Origin of the sequence: Salipaludibacillus sp. CF4.18 (assembly GCF_051262595.1) — a bacterium.
In the GTDB taxonomy this organism is placed as follows: Bacteria; Bacillota; Bacilli; order Bacillales; family Salisediminibacteriaceae; genus Salipaludibacillus; species Salipaludibacillus neizhouensis.
The window spans coordinates 25,779-50,048 of the sequence record NZ_JBIMEV010000020.1 but is presented as its reverse complement, the minus strand read 5'-3'; the positions used below and the strand labels follow the sequence as shown (position 1 = coordinate 50,048).

The following is a 24,270-nucleotide window of genomic DNA, read 5'->3' as shown; positions in this document are numbered from 1 at the left end:
ACGTGTTATTTTCCCGAAGAGGCCTGACATTGCTTCAGGAAAGCAATCGTCTGGAGCATCTCTGTTCGATGGAAAACAACAAATCTCTTATAAACCGGTAATTTTATAAATTCCTGACTTATTAAAAATGCCACCCAAATTGGGTGGCATTTTTTTACTTTTATTTTACTATATGAATTGGCATTCCTAATGCTACTTCAGCAGTTTCCATCGTGATTTCTCCTAGTGATGGGTGTGCATGAATTGTCAAAGCAATATCTTCAGCAGTCATTCCTGCTTCTATTGCTAAACACGCTTCAGAAATCATATCAGAAGCATTTGTACCTGCAATCTGAACCCCTAATACTAAACCATCTTCTTTTCTAGTGATCATTTTCAGGAATCCTTCAGATTGATTTAAAGATAATGCTCTTCCATTTGCTTGGAAAGGGAATTTTGAAGCTACATAGTCATATCCCTCTTCTTTAGCTTGTTTCTCATTAAGACCAACACTAGCAAGTTCTGGACCTGAGAAAACAACTTCAGGAATCGCAGTATAATCGATCTCTGCTGGTTCTCCAGCGATTGCTTCAGCAGCGACTTTAGCTTCATAAGAAGCTTTGTGCGCTAATGCCGGACCATGTGTAATGTCACCAATTGCATAAATATGAGAAGAAGAAGTACGGCATTGCTTATCAATTTTGACTAAGCCTTTTTCATCTAGTTCAACACCAGCTTGTTCTAAACCAAGCTCGTCTGTATTAGGCTTTCTGCCGACTGTAACTAGAAGATAATCACCTTCAAATTCTTCTTCTTTTCCGTTAATTTCTGCTTTAACTTTAATACCTGTATCTGTTTCTTCCATTTCTTTTGCCATTGCTTCTGTTTTAATCGTCACACCTGCTTTTTTCAAGCGTTTAACAACAAGTTGACTCATTTGTTTTTCAAATGTAGGTAAGACTGATTTTGTACCTTCAAGAATGGTTACTTCAGAACCTAGATTAGCATATGCTGAACCTAGCTCAATTCCAATATAGCCTCCGCCAATGACAATAAGCTTCTTAGGAACCTCGTCCAAAGCCAATGCACCTGTGGAAGAAACGACACGTTTACTCCACTTAAATGCAGGAATTTCAATCGGAGTAGAACCAGTTGCTACAATACAATCATTAAACTTATATGTTTGAGAACTTTTCTCGTCCATAATTTTAACTGTACTATCGTCAACAAAGTATGCTTCCCCACGAACTACTTCTACTTTATTTCCTTTAAGTAAGCTTTCCACGCCCCCAGTCAACTTGTCGACTACAGAACCTTTCCAGGCTTGTACTTTTGAAAAGTCTAACTTTGCTTCTCCAACAGTAATTCCCATATCTTCTGAGTTTCCTGCGTCGTGGTAACGATGTCCTGCTTCGATCAAGGCTTTAGATGGGATACAACCTACATTTAAACAAACGCCACCTATTGTCCCTTTCTCAACAATTGTTACCTTTTTCCCTAATTGTGCTGCGCGAATGGCAGCCACATATCCCCCTGGCCCAGAGCCAATGACGAGCGTATCTACTTCTACCGGAAAATCTCCTACTACCATGTTTACCCCTCCATTACAAGTAATTGTGGATCGTTTAACAAACGCTTTATATGGTTCAACGCATGCTGAGCTGTTGCACCATCAATGATACGATGATCAAAGCTTAATGACAAGGCTAACACTGGAGCAACGACTACTTCTCCATCTTTAACCACAGCTTTTTCAGCGATGCGACCAAGCCCAAGAATTGCTACTTCCGGATGGTTGATGACTGGTGTAAACCATTGACCACCTGCGGATCCGATATTTGTAATTGTTGTAGAAGCACCTTTCATTTCTGCAGATGATAAAGAGCCTTCTCTTGCTTTAGTAGCAAGCTGATTAATTTCATCAGAAATACTGAAAATATTTTTTCGGTCTGTATCTTTTACTACAGGAACCATTAATCCTTTTTCAGTGTCTGCAGCAATTCCAATATTGTAATAATGTTTATGAACAATTTCTTCTGTAGCATCATCTAGAGAAGTGTTTAACATTGGGAACTCACGAATAGCAGAAGTTAATGCTTTCACCACATAAGGTAAATACGTTAACTTAATACCTTTTTCTTGTGCTACTGGCTTGAATTGCTTACGATGAGCAACTAAATTTGTTACTTCAATTTCATCCATTAAAGTAACGTGAGGCGCAGTGTGCTTGGAATTAACCATAGCTTTAGAGATAGCTTTTCTAATTCCGGACATCTTCTCACGCGTTTCAAGTTCTCCATTCTCAGGCTTGTATGCAGAGACTGATTTCTTCTCAGATTTCGCTGTATCAGCTGATTCCTCAACTGTTTCAGGCTGAGAATCCCCAGAAAGGTATGACTCGATATCATCTTTTAACACACGTCCGTTTTTACCCGAGCCGTTTACTTTACGGATGTTTACTTCTTTTTCACGAGCAAATTTACGGACTGACGGCATTGCAATTACTCTTGCACTTTCGTCAATTTCTTCTTCGTTTGCTGCTTTTTCTTTCGGAGCTTCTTCTTTCTTTTCCTCTTTAGAAGAAGTATTTTCCTCGGATTTCTCCTCAGCTTTCTCTTCCTCTTCATCTCCACCATGCGCTTCTGCCGGTTGCTCCGCATCTGTTTCAAATGTAATAATTACGGTTCCAACAGTTGTAACAACACCCTCTTCAACATGGAGCTTTTGAACAACACCATCTACAGGAGAAGGAATTTCTACAACAGCTTTATCGTTTTGTACTTCACATAAAACGTCGTCCTCTTTAACTTCATCGCCTTCTTTTACCTGCCACTTAACGACTTCACCTTCGACAATACCTTCCCCGATATCAGGAAGTTTAAATTCATATGCCATTATTTTTTGCCTCCAATTCTTTCTTATCTTTTCATACAGAACAAGGAGGAACAAATTTCTTCTTCCTCCCTTTTGAAAAATATATCTATTTAAAATTCAATAATGTATTTTGCTTTTTTAATCACATCTTTATGATTAGGTAACCAAGTATCTTCAGCTGATGCAAATGGGAACACAGTATCTGGTGACGTTAACCGAAGGACCGGCGCTTCCAAACTAAGGATTGCTCGCTCATTTATCTCTGCGACTACTTGTGCAGCAATTCCTGCTTGCTTCTGCGCTTCTTGAACTACCATTGCCCGATTTGTTTTTTCCACAGATTTGATAACTGTCTCAATATCAATTGGGCTTACTGTACGTAAATCAATTACCTCCGCTGAAATACCATCCTTTTCAAGCTCTTCCGCTGCTTTAAGAGAAGTATGAACCATCGCACCATATGTAATAATAGTGATATCTGTCCCTTCTCTTTTCACATCTGCTTTGCCTAAAGGAATAGAGTAATCATCTTCTGGAACCTCTTCCCGGAACGATCGGTAAAGTTTCATATGTTCTAAAAACACAACTGGATCATTACTGCGAATAGAAGAGATCAATAATCCTTTCGCATCATAAGGTGTAGAAGGAATAACTACCGTAATCCCAGGTGACTGAGCCATTAAACCTTCCAAACTATCTGCATGAAGCTCAGGTGTCTTTACGCCACCACCGAAAGGAGAACGAATTGTAACCGGAGAATGATACGTTCCACCAGAACGATAACGCATGCGTGCAAGTTGGGCGACAATGGCATCGAATGCTTCGAAAACGAAACCGAAGAATTGAAGCTCCATTACAGGACGAAAACCAGTTACACTTAAACCTACTGCTAATCCACCGATTCCAGATTCAGCTAGAGGCGTATCAAATACACGATCTTCCCCATATTCTTTTTGTAGTCCTTCTGTAGCTCGGAAAACTCCTCCGTTTTGCCCTACATCTTCCCCGAAAACGAGTACTTTCTCATCGTTTTTCAGTTCGACTCGCATTGCATCAGTTATTGCTTGAATCATAGTCATTTGCGCCATAGCTTACTTCGACTCCTTTTCTTTATATTCGTTCATTTGCTCCTCTAAATTTGCTGGAAGATCTTCTCCCATAATTCCAATTAAGTCCGTAACTTTTTGTTTCGGAGCACTATCTGCTTCTTTAATAGCTGCTTTTATATCTTCTTTAGCCTGATCGACTACTTTGTTTTCATCATCTTCCGACCATAGATCTTTCCCTTCCAAATACTTTCGGAAACGGACAAGAGGATCTTTCTTTTCCCACGCATCATCTAACTCAGAAGTACGGTATCTAGTTGGGTCGTCTCCTGCCATTGTATGAGGTCCATAACGGTAAGTCAGAGTTTCAATTAGTGTTGGACCATTATCTTCCAATCCACGTTTTCGAGCTTCTTTTGTTGCTGCATAAACTGCAAGTATGTCCATTCCGTCAACTTGTACTCCATGAATACCTGCTGCTACTGCTTTTTGTGCAATAGTTTTTGCAGCAGATTGTTTTTCAACAGGCACTGATATGGCAAAACGGTTATTCTGCACAATAAAAATTGCAGGAGAATTAAACGCACCAGCAAAGTTCATTCCTTCGTAGAAGTCGCCTTGTGAAGCCCCACCATCACCCGTGTAAGTAACAGCAACTGCATCTTCTTTATTCTTTTTAAGACCCATTGCTACACCAGCAGTTTGCGTGATTTGTGCACCGATAATAATTTGAGGCATCATTACTCTCACGCCTTCTGGCATTTGACCACCCATAAAATGACCACGAGACCATAAAAATGCTTGTGCTAAAGGAACACCATGAAAGTGAATTTGTGGGATGTCACGATATCCTGGTAAAATCCAATCATTCTCCTCTAAAGCAAACTGCGATCCAATCATTGAAGCTTCTTGACCGGCTACTGGAGCATAGAAACCTAAGCGCCCTTGACGATTAAGTGAAATCGCTCTCTGATCCCATATACGTGTATATACCATTCTTGTCATTAATTCCTTAAGCTCGTCATCAGAAAGCTCAGGCATTGCTTCTTCATTAACTACTTTCCCTTCCTCATCGAGGATTTGGAAAGTTTGGAATTGATCCTCTACTTGTTGTAGTTCTTTCGTTTTTTCCATGAATCTTTTCACCTCATCCTTTCTAATCTTAGAAATATCTTTTAAAATAAGTCTCTTGAATCACTACTAACTAAGATACCCAAATTCAATTAAACCATGTGATACGAAACCGATAATTAAATATATAGTGGTTGTATACCCTTTTTCAGAGGTATTAATCCATTGTCTTTACGACAATTCCACACCTTCTGTAATAGTTTCATTTTTAAATTTATGATACAACCCTCTATTTACAATTTAAAGTTTACACAAGTTAATTTGATTCGTCAACGCTTTTGAACTAGCTTTCATTGAATTTTATCGCTTAATATTATAATTTTTTTCAGTTACATTGTTTAAACTGTTATAGAATTATTAGTAGGTCTGTTATATATCATTAACTTGTTCAATTCATCACAAGTTGATATAAAAAAAGATGACTTTCGTCATCTCAAAAAAAGTAACTTTATTATTCAAAATTAATATCTAAGTCAGATGCTTCATAGAAAGCAACTTTTGCTTCATTATAGGAAGAAGTCAATTCATTAAATTGATCATTTAAAGAAGTGATTTGAGAATAAGATTCATTTACGATCTCATGCTGTGCCTGAAGGTCTTCCACTTCTACATCTTCAGTCTTCGCCATCTCATATAATGTAATATCATCTTCAATGGAAGCCATATACACTTCATGTAATTCTTGATAAACATCATATCTTTCATCCATAACCTGAATTAATTCTTCTCCATGAGTTTTTTGCTCAGCTTCTTCTTCATCAATTTCTTCAACATGTGGTTCAATTTCTTGAAAAACCGTGTAAGATTCTTCAATCAACTCATATTCCTCTTCCATTATCGTTCTTCTTGATTCAGCAGAGGCAATAGCTTCATCTGCTAATAGCTCAATTTCTTCAACTGACGAGAGAGTTAACATTTCTGTATATAGTTCAGCTTCATTTTGTTCAGCTTCAGTTAAAGGTCCTTGCTTGGTCTCGATGTCTTGTTCTATTTGAACTGACTCTTCTAAGGGTTCAAACATTAATTCTGCCGGTTGTTCATTCGTACAACCAGATAGAATTATTAAGGTGACTACCATCACCAAAACGATATATAAATTTTTCAAAAAAAGCCCCTCCTAAAAATAATCAAACGAAATTGTCATCCATTTATCAAGCTACCCTATTTTCTCTATTTTGACAAGATATTTTTTGAAGCTGGGTATAATATCCTGTTTTTCATTCCTTGATGAAGAATCCTCTTTTTCTAGGCATATATCCATTCCATCTCTGGTCTAATGCATACCATGTTATTACGCCGCTCAACAAAGACGGCTGACGATTAAAAAGGAGGATTTATTATGTATGGATACGATGGTTGTTGCGACCCTTGCGGATATGGATCACAAGTTGCTGGTGCTGGGTATGGTCATCCAGGTGCAGTTGCTGGTGCCTATGCCCCGGCTGCAGGCGCAGGAAAAGGCTTTGCTCTAATTGTGGTGCTTTTTATCCTATTAATTATTGTAGGAGCATCTCATTTCCACTGCTAAATCGCATATTCTGGAGAAAGCGAGTTAAAATGACTCGCTTTCTCTTTTCTTTCGCTTGAAAACTGGGTATGATAGGAGAAGAGGAGTAAATGGAACTCTTATCAGGTTTAGTCGAAGCAAGATTACTCCTTTAATTAGTGAAAATACTCCTCTAGCCAGTATTTTATCTATTTTAATTAAATAATACATAATTGGTATTATGTTATTATCATATTTTTTAAGTGTATAGGAGGACACAAATATGTTGACAATGGAAGATATCATAAGAGAAGGACATGCAACATTGCGGCAAGTTGCAGAGCCAACGGATATACCACCTAACGAAGAAGATAAGAAAACATTGCAAAGCATGATGGACTTCTTACTACATAGTCAAGATCCTGAAATTGCTGAGGAATATAACTTAAGACCTGGAGTAGGGATTGCTGCACCACAAATAAACATTCCCAAAAGAATGATCGCTGTCAGAACAACGAATCATAAAGATGAATTAGAAGAATATGGGTTATTTAATCCTAAAATTATCAGTCATTCAGCAGAAACAACGTTTCTTGAGAGTGGTGAAGGCTGTCTTTCTGTTGATCGTGAAATAACCGGAACAGTTCCGAGGTACTCACGGATCAAAGTAGAGGGCTACGATTTAAATGGAGAAAAAGTTGTGAAGAGATTTCGGGGATTCTTGGCAATTGTGTTCCAACACGAAATTGATCATTTAAATGGGATTATGTTCTATGACCGAATCGATGAAGATGATCCTTACAAGGAAACTCTTCCTCCAAAGGAAGTCATTAATAGAACTGAACATGAAGAGCCCCTTTCTTAAAGTAAAGGAAGGGTTTTTTTATGGAAGCCATTAAATCTTTGGTTTATATTATTCATAGCTATTAGCCATATAACCTTTAGATTAGGGCGAATTATTCTATTTTAAGAGTAAATACTGCCGTCTAATTAGACATCAAACTTGAATTGCAAGGGAACAGGGTTTAAAATGTTGAAAAGGTGGAGAGAACGATTATTGAAAAGTTACGAAGGGTTTATTTATTAGCTGATTCTACTATTTATTTCATCTTTTTTCAGATCGGAACTGAAAAAAGGAGGAAAATTTTGAAATCCTATCTAATTCATCGGTAACTCGGCATATATTCAACGCTTTCATAGGATCACTGAGCTTGAAAACGTATGAAGAAAAGTTAAAAGAGTCCTATACTATAAATTTATTAATATGAAAAAGGAGAGGATCTAATGATCTTTAAAGTGTTTTATCAGGATACATTAAACGAAGTACCTGTAAGAGAGAGAACAAATTCATTATATTTAGAAGCAGCATCGGAAGAGGAAGTACGTAAAAAGTTAACAGGTAAGGAATATAATATTGAATTTGTGACCCCGTTATCAGAAGAATCACTCGCATACGAAAAAGAAAACAATCTTGATTTTAAATTGGAGAATTTTTAAGGCATGAAAGCAAAAAATCATCAAGTTGCAATATTTGCCCTAGGGGGTCTGGGTGAAATTGGAAAAAATATGTATGCTGTCCAATTCCAAGATGAAATTATTATTATTGATTCTGGAATCAAATTTCCGGAAGACGAATTATTAGGAATTGATTATGTTATTCCTGATTATACGTACTTAGTTAAAAATGTAGACAAAATAAAAGGTTTATTTATTACTCATGGTCATGAGGATCATATCGGTGGAGTCCCATATCTTCTTAAAGAGATTAATGTGCCAATTTACGGTGGTAAACTTGCTTTAGCATTAATTCGAAATAAATTAGAAGAGCATGGACTGCTTCGTACAGCCCAATTACATGAAGTTGCAGAGGAAGACATCATTAAATTCCAAAAAACTTCTGTATCATTTTTCAGAACAACGCATAGTATTCCTGATTCATTCGGAATAGTTGTAAAAACACCATCAGGAAATATCGTTCAAACTGGTGATTTTAAATTCGATTTTACGCCTGTTGGCGAACCTGCTAACCTTTCTAAGATGGCAAAGATTGGTGAAGAAGGTGTTTTATGTCTTTTATCAGATAGTACAAACAGTGAAGTACCTGGTTTCACAATGTCAGAAAGAAAAGTAGGAGAAAGCATCGATGCAATATTCCGGAAAGTAGACGGTAGAATTATATTCGCTACGTTTGCCTCAAATATGTATCGGCTGCAACAAGCAGTAGAATCTGCCGTCAAATACCAACGAAAAGTTGCTGTATTCGGGCGCAGTATGGAGTCAGCTATTAGAATTGGCCGTGAGCTTGGTTATATCAAAGCTCCAGAAAGTACATTTATTGAGACCTCCCAGCTAAATAAAATTCCAGCGGAACAGGTTTTAATTTTGTGTACTGGAAGTCAAGGGGAACCTATGGCTGCTCTATCAAGAATCGCGCACGGGACTCACCGTCAAATTCAAATCATCCCCGGCGATACTGTTGTATTCTCTTCCTCACCTATTCCGGGAAACACACTTAGTGTGAGCAAGATCATCAACCAACTATTCAGAGCAGGTGCTGAAGTTATACATGGTTCCCTTAATGACATCCACACTTCTGGTCATGGAGGGCAAGAAGAACAAAAACTGATGCTTCGTTTAATGAAACCGAAATACTTTATGCCAATTCACGGGGAGTATCGCATGTTAAAAATGCACACGAAACTCGCACAGGATTGTGGTGTTCAAGAAGAAAACTGTTTTGTAATGGACATTGGAGATGTACTAGCCCTTGATAAGAACGAGGCTAATCTTGCTGGTAAAATTCCTTCCGGTTCAATTTATGTTGACGGTAGTGGTATTGGAGATATTGGTAACATTGTTCTAAGAGATCGTCGTATTTTATCAGAAGAAGGGTTAGTTGTTGTGGTTGTAACCTTGAACATGAAGGAATTCAAAGTAGCTTCTGGTCCTGATATTATTTCTCGCGGGTTTGTATATATGCGAGAGTCAGGTGATCTAATTAATGAAGCCCAGAAAAAACTTGCTGTTCACTTAAATAACATGATGGGAAATAAAACAACGCAGTGGTCTGAAATTAAAAATGAAGTGACAGATACTTTAGGACCTTTCCTATATGAAAAAACAAAACGTAAACCTATGATTTTACCAATTATTATGGAAGTTTAATCTAATTCAAATGGGACAAGTATCCCATTCATACGAATACGGCATGAACTCGAATACTCGAGAATTTGTGCCGTATTTTTAAGTTTATCGCTTTCCCCCTCCCTTCCATTACCTTTTATTCCCTTCGAATTGTAACTTTCTCGCCTTACTTACGACTATATATAGAAATAGTGAATGAGGAGGCGAATGAATCGTGACTAAGCTAGAATCACTGCGCAAATCTCTCTTTATTTTTTCATTACTACTTCTGTTCCTCTCTGCTTGTTCCAATGAAGGCTCTGAAACTAGTGCAAACGAAGCAGCAGATTCGGAAAGTCAAAATGTCGGTCTAGATAATTTCGACGACAATTCATCAGTAAGTATGGAAGAATCGGAGACTGGCACTCAAGATCAAGATACGGATAGAGTATTGAATACGGAAACATCACAAAATTTCGATCAAATGATCATTTACACTGGAGAACTATCAATAATCGTCGATAATTATACAGACACACAATCACTTATCGAAGAGGAAATTGCTCAATATGGTGGATTTATCGCGGAAACTTCGGTTTACCAACACGGTGAAAATGAAAGTCAATCTGGGTATATAACTGTAAGAATTCCACAAAAGTATTTCTACCCATTTTTAAATGAATTAGAAGCAAATAGCATAGAAGTATTAGAGAAATCAACGAACGGAAACGATGTTACCGAAGAATTTGTAGATTTAGATTCGCGGTTAAAATCTAAAGAAATAGTTGAAGAACGTCTAACATCCTTTTTAGAAAATGCTGAAAATACCGAAGACTTACTAGTAATTTCACAAGATTTATCTGAGGTTCAAGAGGAGATAGAACAGTTAGTAGGTAGAATGAATTATCTGGAGGATCGAGTATCCCTCTCAACTGTTACTGTTCATATGGAAGAAAGAGCCGTGAATGTTTCTTCACTGCATGATCGTGAAACATTAAACACACTAGAGCGTGCCCAAAGTTTATTTATGGACACGATAAATACACTTATAACAATTTTTTCACGACTATTCGTATTTGTAATTGGTCTTTCCCCTATCATCGTTCCTTTAATTATTGTGGGATTCGGGGTCTTTTTGTTAAAAAAGAGGCAAAAGAAAAATAAAACTGATCAAATATAACCTCTCTAAATGTATCTTCGCAGTATTTTATAAATTATGATGTATGTAAAGTAAAAAAGTGTGGAAGTTTCGCTCATTGCATCAAAAGGGCACTGAAATCGCAAAATAGACTTTTCAGTGCTCTTGGTGTACTTCCTAAGGAGACTCAAGCATTGCCCGGGGAAGCGAACGCCTATAGCGTATTCGAGCACTCCTGAAAGAAATAAAACAACACTCTTGAGAAAACAGACTTACTAAAAAATAGCTATCTATTTGTATTTTTTATTGAGCTTAACTTACTAAATGATTAATCCTCATCATCAAACAGATCTTCTTCCATCCGATTAATATCCTCATCGGCTCCAATAACGATAATAATATCACCCTTGCGTAAGTCTTGAGTCGCATCAGGAGAAACATTTATTTCTTCATCTCTTTTTATCGCCATGATATTACATCCATATTTAGCTCGAATATTCAAGTCAATCAAGGATTTCCCATGAACAGACTGTCCTGCCATTAATTCAACAATACTATATTCATCGGATAACTCTAAATAATCCAGAACGTTTTTAGAAACAATATTGTGAGCAATTCTTATTCCCATATCTCTTTCTGGATGGACCACTTTATGTGCTCCAATTTTGTTAAGCACTTTTTCATGGTAATCATTTTGAGCCTTTACAGTTATGTGTTTCACACCTGCCTCAACTAACATGAGGGTTGTTAAAATACTTGATTGAATATTATCTCCTATTGCAACAATCACATGGTCAAAGTTACGTATACCTAAACTCTTTAGTGTGTTCTCTTCCGTTGTATCAGCTACAACAGCGTGGGTAGCTATGTTTGCAAATTCATTTACTTTGTCTTCATTCAAATCAATCGCTAATACTTCCATCCCCTGCTCACTTAAAGACTGACATATACTCCCACCAAATCTCCCTAAACCTATAACAGCAAATTGTTTTTTCATTCTCTTCCTCAGCCCTTCTCTTTACTTCTATTTATATCATAACCGAGAATTACCACTCGTTTCAATGAACTTATCTCATAGAAATATATGCCGGTTACGCCACCCTATAAATTCCTGTTTAAAACAACAAAATTTAGCGTTAAATCAAAAATGTTTAACGAGTATTCCCATTGTGGTAAACTGTAACATGCAAACTATAGAGAATACGAAAGGAGAATACATATGTCGGAATGGATTGAAGCAATTAATTGGACAACCATAGGCACGAAAGCTTTAATAGTCTCTTTACAGTTAATCGGGATTCTTATCGTCTTTTTCATTGTACGTGCAATTGGGAACAAATTTATTTCCTCAAGTTTCACCAAAATGAGTACACAACGAAATATCTCAGGAGGTCGCGCTAAAACTCTTGAAAAACTAACTAGTAATGCTTTTTCTTATGTTCTTGTATTCATACTCATTACTCTAATTGTAGGTATTTTTGAATATGATGTGACAGCACTCATTGCAGGTGCTGGTATTGTTGGTCTTGCAATTGGTTTTGGAGCCCAAGGACTTGTCAGTGATGTCGTTACTGGTTTTTTCATCTTGCTTGAAAAGCAGATTGAAGTAGAAGAATATGTCACTGCAGCAGGACTTGATGGTATTGTAGAAGAAGTCGGACTAAGAACTACTAGGATTCGTGGATTTGATGGCACTGTTCACTATATTCCTAACCGTGAAATAGGCAGCATCAGCAACCACTCACGGTCTAATATGAGAGCCTTAGTAGATATTGGCATTGGATACAGTGAAAATATTGACGAAGCCATTGTCGTCCTTCAAGCAGCTTGTGACCGTGTGGCAGCAGAAGACGAACTTATTTTAGAAGGTCCAAATGTTCTTGGTGTGAATAGCTTAGGCGACAGTGATGTCGTTATAAGAATTCTTGCCAAAACCGCTAATATGGAACAATGGGGTGTCGAACGTAAATTACGCAAAGCAATGAAAGAGGCACTAGACGCAAATAATATTGAAATTCCATTTCCACATCAAGTCAATGTGCAAAAAGAAGAAAAGTAAGATAAAAAGGGTCAAACACTTTTTAGATGTTTGACCCTTTTTCTTTAGGGATGATGTATAAAATTTTTGTTTCATGCTGTCTGATACTATTTTACTTTACTCTCTACAAGCTCACACACTTCATCCGCCGTTAGACCTTCTGCTGAAATTACAGATGCTTGTGTTTTAGTATCTGCCATCCCCATCATGTTATCGTGCTGACCAGAAACTACACAACAATCACAATTCGCGGCGTCCTGATCACTGTGAAGGGCAACTACCTGGTGTCCTCGTGCTTGTAAAGCCTGTTCTACATCTGTTAAAGATTCTTCTACTCCAACCTTCGCCATAATAATTCCTCCTTTATTTTACATAACGTAGTATGTCTCTATCAATCATTCTTATACGATGATAGCTAAAAGGTTAAAGGAAAAGGCTGTTTCTTTTAGATTGTTGTTTTAATTAGTGCAGTGTAGCGCTCGAATTCGCTAAAACCGATGCTATGTTTCTTCCATTGCCAGCAGAAGTAACCATCTTTCGCTTCTTCGTTAACTTCTATGAAAACAACCAAGGTGAAACATAAACCTTTACAAAGTAACTCAATTAATTGGATGTTCGAGATTCAAGAAAGTCCACCATGTAATTCACAGCGATTGATAAAGAAGCTTCGTCTGCATTCAGTTTAGAAGAATGTAAACCATGTTCACTATTTACCCCCAGCCAAAACATTAATCCTGGAATTTCTTCTAGGAAATAACCAAAGTCTTCTCCAGTCATCGCCTTATCGCATCGTTTAAACGTAATCGGCGAATAGTTTTCTGCAAATGAAATGAACGAATCAGTTAATGTATGGTCATTGTAAACCTGACAATAATTGGACCCGTAATCAATAGTTGTCTTACACCTGAATGCAACTTCTAATCCTTTCGCTAATCCTTCAATTCTCGCTTTAATATCTTTCATCGATTCTAAAGATAATGTCCGAATTGTTCCTTCGATTCGCGCATTTTCAGCGATGATATTTTGCTTAGTCCCGGCTTCAACCTTACCGATTGTGACAACGGCAGAGTCAAGAGGTGAGATGTTCCGTGCAACAATTGATTGAAGCTGAGTAACAAAATGACTTGCGGCCACAACCATATCTTCCGTCTTATGCGGGTAAGCAGCATGCCCGCCCTTTCCTTTGAAATCAATAAACAATTCACTTGTATTAGCAAACAAAATCCCCGGTTTTGTAGCAATAGTTCCTACTGGTAGTTCTGGTGCGATATGTAGAGCGTAAATTTCATCCGGTTTCCAAATCCTGAATTGTTCTGAAGCCAAAATCGGCTTTGCCCCTCCTGGACCTTCTTCTGCAGGTTGAAAAATAAATACAAGATTTTGCGCAGGTTGATTTCGAGAAAAATGTTCCACTAGAGCCAAAGCGATAGTCATATGAAGGTCATGACCACATGCATGCATTCGCCCTTCATGTTGAGAGGAAAACGTTGAAGATGTCTCTTCAATTATTGGTAATCCGTCTATATCAGTACGGTAACCTATTGTCTTTGATGGATCTATTCCATCTATTTTTACGAGTACACCAGTTTCCCATGTCTGAGTGTGCAGAAACTTTTGCGGACATTTTTCTAACACCTGCAAAATAAACTGTTGTGTTTTAAATTCTTGAAAACCAAGCTCTGGAATTTGATGAAGCGCTCGGCGGCGGGCCACCAAGCGCTCTTCTAATGCTTTATCATAACTCATGTTTATTCCTTATTTAACTTTCTAAGCTCTTGTTTAATTTCAGTTTTTCCCTTCGTACGATCATCAATTTCTTTTATAACACGTGCTGGAGTTCCGGCAACAACAGTATTAGGTGGTACGTCCTCTGTAACAATTGCACCTGCTGCTACTACAGCACCTTTACCTACTGTGACACCTTCAAGAACTACTGCATTAGCTCCTACAACAACGCCATCTTCAATAATTACAGGTTTTGCAGAAGGTGGTTCAATCACACCAGCAAGAACTGCGCCAGCTCCGATGTGACAATTCTTTCCTACCGTTGCTCGTCCTCCAAGTACAGCGTTCATATCAATCATAGTGCCTTCTCCAACTACAGCACCAATATTGATTGAAGCACCCATCATAATAACGGCAGAATCTCCAATCTCAACTTGTTCACGAATAAGCGCACCTGGTTCAATACGGGCATGAATATTTTTCATATCCAATAATGGAATCGCTGAATTACGTCGATCATTCTCTACGACAAAATCTTCAATTTTTGATTCATTGGTTTTAAGCGATTCTTGAATCTCTTTCCATTCACCAAAAAGAACACCAGTATTTCCTTGGATAAATGATTTTGTTTCCTTACCAAAATCAATACCCTCTAAATCTCCTTTAATATGTACTTTCACAGGTGTTTTTTTCTCACTATTAGAGATAAAACTAATAATTTCATTTGCATCCATTTGTTTCATTGATTATTCCTCCTCAGTATATCTGCATTCTTTTTCATCATAGACATTTCAGCCACAAAATGCAATTCATTAGCAATATGTAAAAAAGTTCCAAATAATTTTACTTATGTAAATACTTTTGTAATGAATGTTGTGGTTTGTTTCGCTAAATCAACCTCTTTAAAACTGAAATCATCTCCATCCGATCGATATGTCCTGACAATTGGCCGCTGCGGTAGTCCTTTATGTTGTCCAATTACTACTCCTATAGAGCCATCATTTAATTTCACTTGGATACCCGTTGGATAAAAAGCGACACATCTTAAAAACTTCCACACTACCTGGTGATCATATCGTATATTCGTGAGACCCATAATACGTTCACACGCTTCATGTGGAAACAAAGACATACCATCCTCCCCGTTAGAAATCAGATGATCGTAATCGTTAGCAACGGCTACTATTTTAGATAAGAAGTTAATGTCTTTTCCCTCCATACCTCTCGGTTCACCACTTCCATCTACATTTTCATGATGTGTGAGAGCTATGTGTGCAGATACAGTGCTTATTTCCTGGACTTTTCGCAAGGTATTAAATCCTTTCCAAGAATGGTGCTTCATTAATTCATCTTCAGAAGAATACCCCACAGGGATATCTCTTTTTTTCACTTTCCCTTGCGTTTTTCCAATATCATGAAGTAATGCACCTACCGCGAGATCCTGAATACGCGCCTTAGCTAGACCAATCTGAACACCTACCATAACTGAGATGATGCAGACATTCACTAGGTGGACAAAAAGATTATTATCTTTTGTTCGAATATCTGTTAAATGAAGAAGAACATCAGAGTTTAACATGACCTCATCAATCATTTTCCCAACAATTAAACTGATTTCTTTTCCATTTATCTCTTTGTCGGCTTGGATAAACTGGATGGTTTCCGCTAATGCTGTGATTGCTTGTCTTTTTGTTGTTTCAGAAACAACTTCTTCTATTTCAATATTTTCAAACCTATCATCTTGCACAAAAACCGAGGATACACCCATTAAACGCAATTTTGATAAAAGTCCTATTGTCAATGTTACTCCTTCACTCAATAGAATTCTTCCGTCATCTGCAAATATATGCTTCCCAAGCTTTTCACCTTGTTCAATTTTATTTATGGACGCATACCTCATAGCAGATCCCCCTCTTGCACTAATCTTTTATCAGCTTCAAATTACATTTGATTTTCTTCTTCATCTTTATTATTTTCTGATTGCATTGATTGCATATAAATACTTCTGCTTGGAAAAGCAACAGAAACTCCTTCGTCCTCTAATATTGCCATAATCTCTAAATTAATATTTTCTTTCACTTCCATATGTTCTAGCCAAGCTGTAGTCTTCGTGAAAAAGTAAATCATAATATCCAAGCTACTATCATTAAACTCATTAAACCTGACAATAATCGTTTCCTGGTCAATATCATCTCTCACTTTAAGCAGATTATCAATTCTCTCTGTACACCTTTTCACTTTATTTCTCGGCGTAGAATACATAATACCCAAATCAAAGCTAACTTGCCGTTTTCTCATAGAAGACCAGTTTTGAATCGCTTCGTTCGCTAAAGTGGAATTAGGTACCACGATGATCGTATCCGCAAATGTTCTAATATTTGTACTTCTAAAGTTAATATCTTCGACTATTCCCTCCACAGTTGGGGTGCTAATCCAATCCCCTAACGTGAAAGGTTTCTCCGTGATAATTATAACGCCACCAAAGAAATTACCGATAGAATCCTGTGCTGCCAATGCAAATGCCAATCCACCAAGACCAAGTCCAGCAACAAATCCATTCACATTATAGCCCCACACATCAGCGATAATACTAATTGCCATCGCGATCACAGCAAAGCGGACAAGCTTTGACAAAAAAGGTAAAACGATCTGATCAAATTTTATATCGAGTCGCGCACCTACTCTTGTAAAAATAGTAGAGGATGAAGCGGAAATATTATAGATGCCCCAAGCAATATGACCAATAATAAGTGTACGAAAAACCCTATAAATAGTGTAATCAAAAGTTTCAGGAGTAGGCAGGTAATAAAAAGCCGTAAATAAACCAATCGCTACAAAAAATGATCTCAAAGGTCGTTCGAATGCCAGTAATCCACTTGTCAGAATGTCTGTTGGCGCTTTCTTGGAAAAAGCCAAAATTAATTTAAATATGTAGGTCGTAAAAAGCTTCCTAAACAGCAAAAATAAAAAGAAAATTCCTATTGCAATAGAAATCTCCTGCCACGTTAACGCTAAAAACCAATAATTCATCTGCTTACTCCTTTAGTTGCGATAATCCTATACAAGATACATTTATTATAATGAATCCTTTCTATCTGGCACAATTGTAACTGGACAAGGTGACAAGTGAAGAACACCGTAGGTGACACTTCCTAGTATGGCACTTACTGCAGGTCCATTGCCCCTAGATCCCATAATAATTGTAGTTGCTCGTTTTTCTTTTGCCAGTGTCGTAATTTCAATGGAAGGGATACCCACTCTAATTATTGTTTCAAATGGTATCTTACCTTCAATAATTCTGATCGCCTCACTTAATTGTTGCTTCCCTAAGGTAAGTTTCTCTTCTGTCCATCTATCCATACCAATACCCTCAGAGAAAGATTGTCCATCATTCTTAGGTTGTACATTTAATAATAATAATTCTTCTTTTAAACTCAAAGCAATAGTAACGGCATAGTCTAAGGCGTGATGTGAATGCTGAGACCCATCTATCGGAACAATTATCATTTCGTACCCCTCTTCTTCATATAGTTAATACTAATACCTAAATATTAACTTGAAACGTTTAGACTGTAAATGATATACTTTTACCTCATTGATATAAACGAATGATGAAGAGGGAAAACTAATGAAAAAACAATTTGCCATTATAGGATTAGGAAGATTTGGAACCAGTATCTGTAAAGAACTCTATCACTTAGGCCATGAGGTTTTAGCCATCGATAAGAATCAAAAAAAATTGGACGAAGTAAAGGGTTTTGCTACACACACATTGAATGTAGATGGTACAGATGAAAGTGCATTACAGAAAGTTGGAATACGCAACTTTGAACACGTCATTGTAGCAATTGGTGAGGACATCCAAGCCAGTATTTTGTGCACCCTTCATTTAAAAGACTTAGACGTCAGAAAAGTATGGGCCAAAGCGCAAAATGATTATCATCATAAAGTACTTGAAAAAATTGGCGCCGATCGTATTTTCCATCCAGAGAAAGACATGGGAAACCGTATTGCTGAATTCTTAACATCCGAAAAAGTAATTGATTACATTGATCTCTCTGCCGAATACAGCATTGTCGAAATACTTGCAACGAATAAAGTCAATGGAAAAACGATTGTCGATTTAGATGTCCGCGCAAAATATGGCTGTACAATCATTGCTATAAAACAAAAAGGAAAAGTTGATGTTACACCTAACCCTATGGATCCTTTGTACGCTGGTGATATCATTGTTGTTATAGGAAATAAACGGGATCTAAGACGTTTCCAAGTTAACGCGTTATAACTTTTAGGAGGGATTCATGATGATTGCTATTAAATTAACCAACATTTTAAAGCGATTTATACACGGGTCCGAGACGACATTATTGTTCAAGGACTTAAACTTATCCGTAAACGAAGGTGAACTAGTCGTCATTTCAGGTGATGAAGGTACAGGAAAATCAACTTTACTCCGAATGATAGCAGCAATGACTCCCGCTAATAAAGGAATCGTGCAAGTTTTTGGAGAAGATGTCGTAACAATAAAGAAACGAAGCGATTGGCGAATGAAAAACATAGGTTATATTAATGATGAAGGGCTCTTAACGCCTTTTCTGACAGCCAAACAAAATTTACTAATGGATATTAAGGAAGACTCTCCTGAGTATAAAGATCAAGAGCAAAAAGCTATAAACATATTAACTCAACTTGGTTTTTCAACAGAAAACTTTAATGATACTATTGAAGGTCTTGATGATAAACATCAGGTCCTTGCTATAATTGCACGTATATTGATGACAGGTCCAAAGTTAATCTTAGCTGATGAGCCTTTGAAGTCGCTAGAGGGATCCGAAGGCGCTGGCATTTTAGAAGAATTACTTACATTTGCGAAACAAGAGCAGACTACCGTAATTATTTGTACAGATGATCCGGCCATATCTTCCAAAGCAGATCGTCATTATAGGATTGAAAGCAACAAGCTTGTAGAAAAGAGTAAACAAGAGCCGGTACTTTAATTACATTACTAAGAAGCCCACTAACTAACGGTGGGCTTCTTTTTAGCTACCACTATAAAAAATAGCAAGTATAGTAAATATTGTATAAGAAATTACCACTACACCCGCACCTATTAACAGTACAATGATAATCCCCTTTTTCAGTTTTTCCAATCTCATCCACACCCTTTTTATTCCCTTTGGTTTTCCTAGTTCTCTCTCCATTATGCCAACATTTGAACAAAAAAGAAAGAAAAGAGACAAGCATATGAAACGGGCTTTCAAACTCTCGGACTTTAGCGTAAATCTAGATCATAAAGAAACCACATTCAATGCTCTTTTACTCTAAAAATCCCTTCCATGAATTCACCGTAAATTAAGTTTATTGCCCACTCTTTTTTGGTTGGTCTTGCATATTGTATCAGAGGAGAAACCGCTAAGTGAGGTGAAAGAGAATGAGTAAAGATAAGAAAGATTTTAATAAACCTATTCAAGAGCAAGCATTCGGAGATATTTTAAACTCCATGGATTCTTTTTTTAATCAAGCAATAAATCATTTTCAAACATCGCGACCAATTGCTGTTCATCAATATGAGACTGCAGATAATTTCATTATTGAAGCAGAGTTACCAGGAATTAAAAAAGAACAAGTACAATTAGATATTTTTCAAAATAATATTAAAATTAGCATTCACGATGAAGAAGCACGGGAAAGACAGGACAAAACAAACAACATTTCTCAACAAGCTTTTAGATACCAGCGCTCAGATCGTATCATATCGCTGCCATTTGCAATCAACGAAACGGATCTAAAAGCAAACTTATCGCAGGGATTATTAACGATTAAAATACAAAAAAAGCGTAAACGAATTCAAATTGATTCAAAGGAGGTATAATCCAATGTTTTTCCCAAAGCAATCTTACCCACCTTATCATCAGCATAACTTCTATCGACCACATCCCTATCACCAAATGAATAATGCCCCTCCTGCTTATCAACAACCTCCACCGCAGTTCTATCAAGCAGGTCCAAGTGGTCGATGGGGATACAATGCTCAAATCGGGAATTATTCGGGCTATCCCCCTCAGCCTCAGCAAGTGAGTAAGACAGCAAAACTCATGAAAGCATTTCAAACAGCAGAAGGGAAATTTGATTATCAAAAAGCTTGGACGACAATGGACCAGGTAGTGAAAACTGCTAACCAAGTCAGCCCCATCGTAAAACAAGTTGGCAGCTTTTTCACCCGTCCATAGAACAGGAGGCAAAAGCCTTCTGTTTTTGCATTAATGGAGGTAGATAATCATTATGTGCTAAAATAATATCGAAGGAGTTGATAAAGTTTGTTAAATGACACGATTAAAACGATATTAAGTCACCGCTCGATACGAAAATTTACGGATGAATCCTTAAGTGATGAACAGATCAAACTACTCGTTGAATCTGCTCAGATGGCTTCCACCTCGAGCTTTATTCAAGCCTATACGATCATTGGCGTGGAAGACCATTCTAAGAAAAGGAAACTTTCAGAGCTAGCAGGTAATCAGCCTTATGTGGAAACTAATGGGCACTTTTTTGTATTTTGTGCTGACTTATACCGACACCGTGTCGGTTCTGAACTAGAAGAGACGAACGTAGAAGATTCTTTGGAATCGACGGAGAAATTCATGGTATCCCTTATCGATGCTTCACTAGCTGCTCAAAATGCTGCTATTGCTGCTGAGTCCATGGGTCTTGGAATTTGCTACATAGGCGGATTAAGAAACGATATTACAAAAGTTTCGGAACTTCTAAATCTACCTGACTATGTCATCCCATTGTTTGGACTGGCTGTTGGAGTACCAGCAACTAAATCAGATCAAAAACCGCGCTTACCTATCGAAAATATTTATTATAAAGATGCTTATCCTTCAAATAAAGACGCAGTTACAGAGGGCCTTCATCATTATAATGATATAATATCCGATTATTATCATAACCGCACCAGTGGAAAAAGAAGTGATCGGTGGACAGAGCAAGTATCACAAATGCTAAGTCAGCCATCACGTCCAGATATGAAAGACTTTGTTAATAAAAAAGGGTTTATGAAATCATAGAATTCTGATAAACTCATTAGAACCTGGCTTTCAATATTGAACTGATATTTAAAAACCTCATTTCATGATTAAACCGCTTGATAATGAGTAAAAATATTACACGATACTATTTTGAGGAGGAATACACACATGGTTAAAAAAATGAATGTTGAAAGTTTTAATCTTGATCACACAAAGGTGAAAGCACCTTATATTCGATTGGCTGGTACCACAGAAGGGGCAAATGGAGATACAATCTATAAATATGACTTGCGTTTTTGCCAACCTAACCAAGACCACATGGATATGCCTGGACTTCACTCTTTAGAGCATATGATGGCAGAGTTAAGTCGTAATCATCATGATCAAATAGTGGATATAAGTCCAATGGGATGTCAAACAGGCTTCTATTTATCAATCATTAATGACAGCAGTTACGAGAATATCCTTTCACTTCTCGACAAAACATTAAACGATGTTTTAGTTGCTACAGAAGTGCCTGCGTGTAATGAAGTACAATGCGGTTGGGCTGCTTCTCATTCTCTAGAAGGAGCAAAAGAAATCGCTCAAAAAATGCTCGACAGAAAAAATGAATGGACCGAGGTTTTTGCTTAATACACGATGCTGTTAACCAATTAATATCAACATACAGAATTTATAATGAAGTCTTATTAATTAAAAAGAGATGTACTAAGTTCATTGAACTCGTTACATCTCTTTTTTATAGTTATAACTTCTTCTCCATTGTCACATGTAAAATACCTGCATCATAAAATGTATCAGAAACGGTGGCATATCCAATTCCTTTATAGAACGATTCTGCGTGAGTTTGGGCGTTTAATTTTAACTTATCCATCCCGTGCTCCCGAGCAACTTGCTCCATTTCTTTCATTAATGCAGCACCAAGGCCTTTCCCTCTCATCTCAGATAATATACAGACTCGTTCAGCCTTACCGTAATTCTCTTCCAATCTTAAGCGTCCTGCTCCTATCGGTTGGTTATCATGATAGGCAACAAGATGAATTGACTCTTTTTCTTTCTCGTCCACTTCAATTTCTGCGGGTACTCCTTGCTCTTCTATAAATACTTGTCTGCGAACATCATAAACGTCCCTTAACTCTTCTACTGTTCTTGCTACTAATACTTGAACCATTATTGACTTTTTCCTAACACAAACGTTTCATGGACACTCCATGCCCCATTCTCAAGCTGATACATTAATGAAAATCGATCAACTGTTTCTTCATGATGAATTGTCTCTAACTTTAAACGCCCGTACACGTCAGATAACTCGTCATAATTCATTTCTTGGCCAATCGTAATATGTGGAACATAAGGGTGTTCCACATCAATGGTTAAGTCACCTTCATTCAATTTTGCATGTAATGCAAACAAATCCTCGTTCTCCGTTACTTTCATATAAATTGTATTCGTCACAGGATGAAATGTACTGTACTTACCTATCTTTAACGTAAAAGGATTCGAAGTACTAGCGATTTCTCTTAGTTGCTTAATCATATCATCTTCTTCGTCTTCGTTAAGCTCAAAAGCAGCTTTTAAAGTAAGATGCGGAGGTACTTTTGCATATTTTGGATCATAACGTTTTCGATAGGAATTAGCAATATCCTGGAGATCTTTTGATGGAAAAACTGCAATACCGTACTTCATAGTTAGTCCTCCTTGTTACATAAAACATTATATGTTCTATGAGTATAGTTTTGTAACTCTTCTTCAAGAAAATGACCATAAGAAAAACGCTTAGTGTCTTTTGTTAAACTTTAATGACCTTGGTTGGAAAAAACTTGTTATTCCCATGGGGCAACCCCTTTAACCAATGCATAGGCTAAATTGCAAAAAGCCTGTCATCATACGTGCCTTTGTAATTTAATCTGTCTATATCATAGTACAATTCGCGTTAGAATTCAAAATATCCTTTTAATTATTCCTATTTCCTTTTTTCCTATAATAAGTTAACTGAAAAGAATGAATTTTATAAATATGGTAGAATGTAAAATATACACAGTGACTTAACTAACATAAAGGAGAGGATTTCATGACAAACAAACAACCAGTGCATTGTCATGTTGTAGAAAATGCAGCAAGACAATTATTAACAGAGCGAGGAGTCTCCATTGAGTCCATTGCCAAGATAGTTTATGATTTACAAGTTAAATATACTGATTCTCTAGATATGAAAGATTGTATTGATAGTGTAAATGCTGTACTTGAGAAGCGAGAGATACAACACGCACTTTTAGTCGGTATTGAATTAGACAAACTGGCAGAACAAAAGAAACTCTCAGAGCCTTTGCAGTCAATTGTTGAAATGGACGAAGGATTATTTGGGGTTGATGAAACGATCGCAATAGGTTCCGTATTTGGTTACGGTAGCATCGCGGTTACAACATTTGGCTTTTTGGACAAAGAAAAAGTTGGTATTATCAAAGAATTAGATTCAAAGGAAGGCAGTCACGTTCATACCTTTTTAGATGACCTTGTAGCAAGCGTTGCTGCGAATGCTTCGAGCAGACTTGCCCATCGCATTCGTGATCGTGAAGAGAAGCTTCGTCAAGATGAAATTGATCGTAAAGACGAGGAAGAAAGAATTGGATAATAACCTTGAGGAAGGCTCAAAAGGTCAAAAACCTTTTGAGTCATTTTTGTTTATTGCTCAAATACTC

General features: G+C 37.1%; 27 protein-coding genes. 13 read left to right on the top strand and 14 right to left on the bottom strand.

The features are described 5' to 3' along the window. Positions 1–160 precede the first annotated feature (160 nt). The 5 genes from lpdA to ACHABW_RS13515 all read right to left on the bottom strand — a co-directional run bounded on the left by lpdA (position 161) and on the right by ACHABW_RS13515 (position 6,135). On the bottom strand, positions 161–1,570 hold the full coding sequence (gene lpdA, locus ACHABW_RS13535) for a dihydrolipoyl dehydrogenase (protein WP_110936498.1): 1,410 nt from the start codon (positions 1,568–1,570) through the stop codon (positions 161–163). Positions 1,571–1,572: 2 nt separating this feature from the next. Then, a complete protein-coding gene (locus tag ACHABW_RS13530) occupies positions 1,573–2,874 on the bottom strand; it encodes a dihydrolipoamide acetyltransferase family protein (RefSeq protein ID WP_435755796.1) in 1,302 nt (433 codons plus the stop codon). Positions 2,875–2,963: 89 nt separating this feature from the next. Beyond that, complete coding sequence (locus tag ACHABW_RS13525; protein ID WP_110936500.1) at positions 2,964–3,941, bottom strand: alpha-ketoacid dehydrogenase subunit beta; 978 nt, start codon at positions 3,939–3,941, stop codon at positions 2,964–2,966. Positions 3,942–3,944: 3 nt separating this feature from the next. Next, entirely contained in the window at positions 3,945–5,033 is a 1,089-nt protein-coding gene (gene pdhA, locus ACHABW_RS13520) for a pyruvate dehydrogenase (acetyl-transferring) E1 component subunit alpha (RefSeq protein WP_110936501.1), read from the bottom strand. 448 nt (positions 5,034–5,481) lie between these two features. Continuing rightward, positions 5,482–6,135 carry a YkyA family protein gene (locus tag ACHABW_RS13515; RefSeq protein ID WP_435755795.1) on the bottom strand — a complete coding sequence of 218 codons (654 nt, stop codon included), beginning with the start codon at positions 6,133–6,135 and terminating at the stop codon, positions 5,482–5,484. A gap of 234 nt (positions 6,136–6,369) precedes the next feature. Between ACHABW_RS13515 and ACHABW_RS13510 the strand changes: the two genes are divergently transcribed. The 5 genes from ACHABW_RS13510 (at position 6,370) to ACHABW_RS13490 (ending at position 10,819) form a co-directional block, all read left to right on the top strand. Beyond that, positions 6,370–6,558: a YjcZ family sporulation protein gene (locus tag ACHABW_RS13510; RefSeq protein WP_110936503.1), complete on the top strand. Its 189-nt coding sequence runs from the start codon at positions 6,370–6,372 to the stop codon at positions 6,556–6,558. Between the two features lie 241 nt (positions 6,559–6,799). Continuing rightward, positions 6,800–7,381: a peptide deformylase gene (gene def / locus ACHABW_RS13505; protein ID WP_110936504.1), complete on the top strand. Its 582-nt coding sequence runs from the start codon at positions 6,800–6,802 to the stop codon at positions 7,379–7,381. 419 nt (positions 7,382–7,800) lie between these two features. Continuing rightward, positions 7,801–8,013 (top strand): DNA-dependent RNA polymerase subunit epsilon, encoded by a 213-nt coding sequence (locus tag ACHABW_RS13500; RefSeq protein ID WP_110936505.1) that lies wholly within the window; start codon positions 7,801–7,803, stop codon positions 8,011–8,013. 3 nt (positions 8,014–8,016) lie between these two features. After that, on the top strand, positions 8,017–9,681 hold the full coding sequence (gene rnjA / locus ACHABW_RS13495) for a ribonuclease J1 (RefSeq protein WP_110936506.1): 1,665 nt from the start codon (positions 8,017–8,019) through the stop codon (positions 9,679–9,681). Positions 9,682–9,874: 193 nt separating this feature from the next. After that, complete coding sequence (locus ACHABW_RS13490; RefSeq protein ID WP_435755794.1) at positions 9,875–10,819, top strand: DUF4349 domain-containing protein; 945 nt, start codon at positions 9,875–9,877, stop codon at positions 10,817–10,819. A gap of 286 nt (positions 10,820–11,105) precedes the next feature. On the opposite strand, the gene ACHABW_RS13485 is transcribed toward ACHABW_RS13490, so the two are convergent. After that, the gene (locus ACHABW_RS13485; protein ID WP_110936508.1) at positions 11,106–11,774 is read right to left on the bottom strand and encodes a potassium channel family protein; all 669 of its coding nucleotides are present in this window, start codon (positions 11,772–11,774) and stop codon (positions 11,106–11,108) included. Between the two features lie 222 nt (positions 11,775–11,996). On the opposite strand from ACHABW_RS13485, the gene ACHABW_RS13480 reads away from it, so the two are divergent. Beyond that, positions 11,997–12,836, top strand: coding sequence for a mechanosensitive ion channel family protein (locus tag ACHABW_RS13480; RefSeq protein WP_435755793.1), 840 nt, complete (start codon positions 11,997–11,999; stop codon positions 12,834–12,836). A gap of 86 nt (positions 12,837–12,922) precedes the next feature. Here ACHABW_RS13480 and ACHABW_RS13475 read toward each other — a convergent pair whose 3' ends face one another. From ACHABW_RS13475 to ACHABW_RS13450, 6 genes are all read right to left on the bottom strand, one after another. After that, the gene (locus ACHABW_RS13475) at positions 12,923–13,165 is read right to left on the bottom strand and encodes a YkuS family protein (protein ID WP_110936510.1); all 243 of its coding nucleotides are present in this window, start codon (positions 13,163–13,165) and stop codon (positions 12,923–12,925) included. A 253-nt stretch (positions 13,166–13,418) separates the two neighbouring features. Further along, positions 13,419–14,561 (bottom strand): N-acetyldiaminopimelate deacetylase, encoded by a 1,143-nt coding sequence (locus ACHABW_RS13470; protein WP_435755792.1) that lies wholly within the window; start codon positions 14,559–14,561, stop codon positions 13,419–13,421. Positions 14,562–14,563: 2 nt separating this feature from the next. Beyond that, positions 14,564–15,283, bottom strand: coding sequence for a 2,3,4,5-tetrahydropyridine-2,6-dicarboxylate N-acetyltransferase (dapD, locus tag ACHABW_RS13465; RefSeq protein ID WP_435755791.1), 720 nt, complete (start codon positions 15,281–15,283; stop codon positions 14,564–14,566). 104 nt (positions 15,284–15,387) lie between these two features. Continuing rightward, positions 15,388–16,440 (bottom strand): HD-GYP domain-containing protein, encoded by a 1,053-nt coding sequence (locus ACHABW_RS13460; RefSeq protein WP_435755790.1) that lies wholly within the window; start codon positions 16,438–16,440, stop codon positions 15,388–15,390. Positions 16,441–16,481: 41 nt separating this feature from the next. Then, entirely contained in the window at positions 16,482–17,570 is a 1,089-nt protein-coding gene (locus ACHABW_RS13455; protein ID WP_435755789.1) for a mechanosensitive ion channel family protein, read from the bottom strand. Between the two features lie 45 nt (positions 17,571–17,615). After that, the gene (locus tag ACHABW_RS13450) at positions 17,616–18,047 is read right to left on the bottom strand and encodes a universal stress protein (RefSeq protein ID WP_435755788.1); all 432 of its coding nucleotides are present in this window, start codon (positions 18,045–18,047) and stop codon (positions 17,616–17,618) included. A 121-nt stretch (positions 18,048–18,168) separates the two neighbouring features. Here ACHABW_RS13450 and ACHABW_RS13445 point away from each other — a divergent pair, with 121 nt between their 5' ends. The 6 genes from ACHABW_RS13445 to ACHABW_RS13420 all read left to right on the top strand — a co-directional run bounded on the left by ACHABW_RS13445 (position 18,169) and on the right by ACHABW_RS13420 (position 22,204). Continuing rightward, complete coding sequence (locus tag ACHABW_RS13445) at positions 18,169–18,825, top strand: potassium channel family protein (RefSeq protein WP_435755787.1); 657 nt, start codon at positions 18,169–18,171, stop codon at positions 18,823–18,825. 16 nt (positions 18,826–18,841) lie between these two features. Further along, complete coding sequence (locus tag ACHABW_RS13440; protein ID WP_435755786.1) at positions 18,842–19,537, top strand: ATP-binding cassette domain-containing protein; 696 nt, start codon at positions 18,842–18,844, stop codon at positions 19,535–19,537. 434 nt (positions 19,538–19,971) lie between these two features. Then, positions 19,972–20,412, top strand: a complete 441-nt coding sequence (locus ACHABW_RS13435) for an Hsp20/alpha crystallin family protein (RefSeq protein WP_435755785.1) — start codon at positions 19,972–19,974, stop codon at positions 20,410–20,412. A gap of 4 nt (positions 20,413–20,416) precedes the next feature. Further along, positions 20,417–20,770, top strand: a complete 354-nt coding sequence (locus ACHABW_RS13430) for a YppG family protein (RefSeq protein WP_435755784.1) — start codon at positions 20,417–20,419, stop codon at positions 20,768–20,770. An 87-nt stretch (positions 20,771–20,857) separates the two neighbouring features. Continuing rightward, on the top strand, positions 20,858–21,610 hold the full coding sequence (gene nfsA / locus ACHABW_RS13425; protein ID WP_435755783.1) for an oxygen-insensitive NADPH nitroreductase: 753 nt from the start codon (positions 20,858–20,860) through the stop codon (positions 21,608–21,610). Between the two features lie 129 nt (positions 21,611–21,739). Then, on the top strand, positions 21,740–22,204 hold the full coding sequence (locus tag ACHABW_RS13420) for an S-ribosylhomocysteine lyase (protein WP_183040898.1): 465 nt from the start codon (positions 21,740–21,742) through the stop codon (positions 22,202–22,204). Positions 22,205–22,316: 112 nt separating this feature from the next. Here ACHABW_RS13420 and ACHABW_RS13415 read toward each other — a convergent pair whose 3' ends face one another. Together ACHABW_RS13415 and ACHABW_RS13410 are read right to left on the bottom strand one after the other, a co-directional pair. Further along, complete coding sequence (locus tag ACHABW_RS13415) at positions 22,317–22,742, bottom strand: GNAT family N-acetyltransferase (protein WP_435755782.1); 426 nt, start codon at positions 22,740–22,742, stop codon at positions 22,317–22,319. Then, positions 22,742–23,257: a YjcG family protein gene (locus ACHABW_RS13410; protein WP_435755781.1), complete on the bottom strand. Its 516-nt coding sequence runs from the start codon at positions 23,255–23,257 to the stop codon at positions 22,742–22,744. The genes ACHABW_RS13415 and ACHABW_RS13410 overlap by 1 nt, the downstream gene beginning before the upstream one ends. A gap of 385 nt (positions 23,258–23,642) precedes the next feature. Between ACHABW_RS13410 and ACHABW_RS13405 the strand changes: the two genes are divergently transcribed. Next, positions 23,643–24,203 carry a phosphatidylglycerophosphatase A family protein gene (locus tag ACHABW_RS13405; RefSeq protein ID WP_435755780.1) on the top strand — a complete coding sequence of 187 codons (561 nt, stop codon included), beginning with the start codon at positions 23,643–23,645 and terminating at the stop codon, positions 24,201–24,203. The last annotated feature ends 67 nt before the right edge of the window (positions 24,204–24,270 follow it).

Coding starts and splice junctions, on each gene's coding strand:
- lpdA (WP_110936498.1), bottom strand. CDS start 1,570: ATGGTAGTAGGAGATTTTCCGGTAGAAGTAGATACGCTCGTCATTGGC.
- ACHABW_RS13530 (WP_435755796.1), bottom strand. CDS start 2,874: ATGGCATATGAATTTAAACTTCCTGATATCGGGGAAGGTATTGTCGAA.
- ACHABW_RS13525 (WP_110936500.1), bottom strand. CDS start 3,941: ATGGCGCAAATGACTATGATTCAAGCAATAACTGATGCAATGCGAGTC.
- pdhA (WP_110936501.1), bottom strand. CDS start 5,033: ATGGAAAAAACGAAAGAACTACAACAAGTAGAGGATCAATTCCAAACT.
- ACHABW_RS13510 (WP_110936503.1), top strand. CDS start 6,370: ATGTATGGATACGATGGTTGTTGCGACCCTTGCGGATATGGATCACAA.
- def (WP_110936504.1), top strand. CDS start 6,800: ATGTTGACAATGGAAGATATCATAAGAGAAGGACATGCAACATTGCGG.
- ACHABW_RS13500 (WP_110936505.1), top strand. CDS start 7,801: ATGATCTTTAAAGTGTTTTATCAGGATACATTAAACGAAGTACCTGTA.
- rnjA (WP_110936506.1), top strand. CDS start 8,017: ATGAAAGCAAAAAATCATCAAGTTGCAATATTTGCCCTAGGGGGTCTG.
- ACHABW_RS13485 (WP_110936508.1), bottom strand. CDS start 11,774: ATGAAAAAACAATTTGCTGTTATAGGTTTAGGGAGATTTGGTGGGAGT.
- ACHABW_RS13480 (WP_435755793.1), top strand. CDS start 11,997: ATGTCGGAATGGATTGAAGCAATTAATTGGACAACCATAGGCACGAAA.
- ACHABW_RS13475 (WP_110936510.1), bottom strand. CDS start 13,165: ATGGCGAAGGTTGGAGTAGAAGAATCTTTAACAGATGTAGAACAGGCT.
- ACHABW_RS13470 (WP_435755792.1), bottom strand. CDS start 14,561: ATGAGTTATGATAAAGCATTAGAAGAGCGCTTGGTGGCCCGCCGCCGA.
- dapD (WP_435755791.1), bottom strand. CDS start 15,283: ATGAAACAAATGGATGCAAATGAAATTATTAGTTTTATCTCTAATAGT.
- ACHABW_RS13460 (WP_435755790.1), bottom strand. CDS start 16,440: ATGAGGTATGCGTCCATAAATAAAATTGAACAAGGTGAAAAGCTTGGG.
- ACHABW_RS13455 (WP_435755789.1), bottom strand. CDS start 17,570: ATGAATTATTGGTTTTTAGCGTTAACGTGGCAGGAGATTTCTATTGCA.
- ACHABW_RS13450 (WP_435755788.1), bottom strand. CDS start 18,047: ATGATAATTGTTCCGATAGATGGGTCTCAGCATTCACATCACGCCTTA.
- ACHABW_RS13445 (WP_435755787.1), top strand. CDS start 18,169: ATGAAAAAACAATTTGCCATTATAGGATTAGGAAGATTTGGAACCAGT.
- ACHABW_RS13440 (WP_435755786.1), top strand. CDS start 18,842: ATGATGATTGCTATTAAATTAACCAACATTTTAAAGCGATTTATACAC.
- ACHABW_RS13435 (WP_435755785.1), top strand. CDS start 19,972: ATGAGTAAAGATAAGAAAGATTTTAATAAACCTATTCAAGAGCAAGCA.
- ACHABW_RS13430 (WP_435755784.1), top strand. CDS start 20,417: ATGTTTTTCCCAAAGCAATCTTACCCACCTTATCATCAGCATAACTTC.
- ACHABW_RS13420 (WP_183040898.1), top strand. CDS start 21,740: ATGGTTAAAAAAATGAATGTTGAAAGTTTTAATCTTGATCACACAAAG.
- ACHABW_RS13415 (WP_435755782.1), bottom strand. CDS start 22,742: ATGGTTCAAGTATTAGTAGCAAGAACAGTAGAAGAGTTAAGGGACGTT.
- ACHABW_RS13410 (WP_435755781.1), bottom strand. CDS start 23,257: ATGAAGTACGGTATTGCAGTTTTTCCATCAAAAGATCTCCAGGATATT.
- ACHABW_RS13405 (WP_435755780.1), top strand. CDS start 23,643: ATGACAAACAAACAACCAGTGCATTGTCATGTTGTAGAAAATGCAGCA.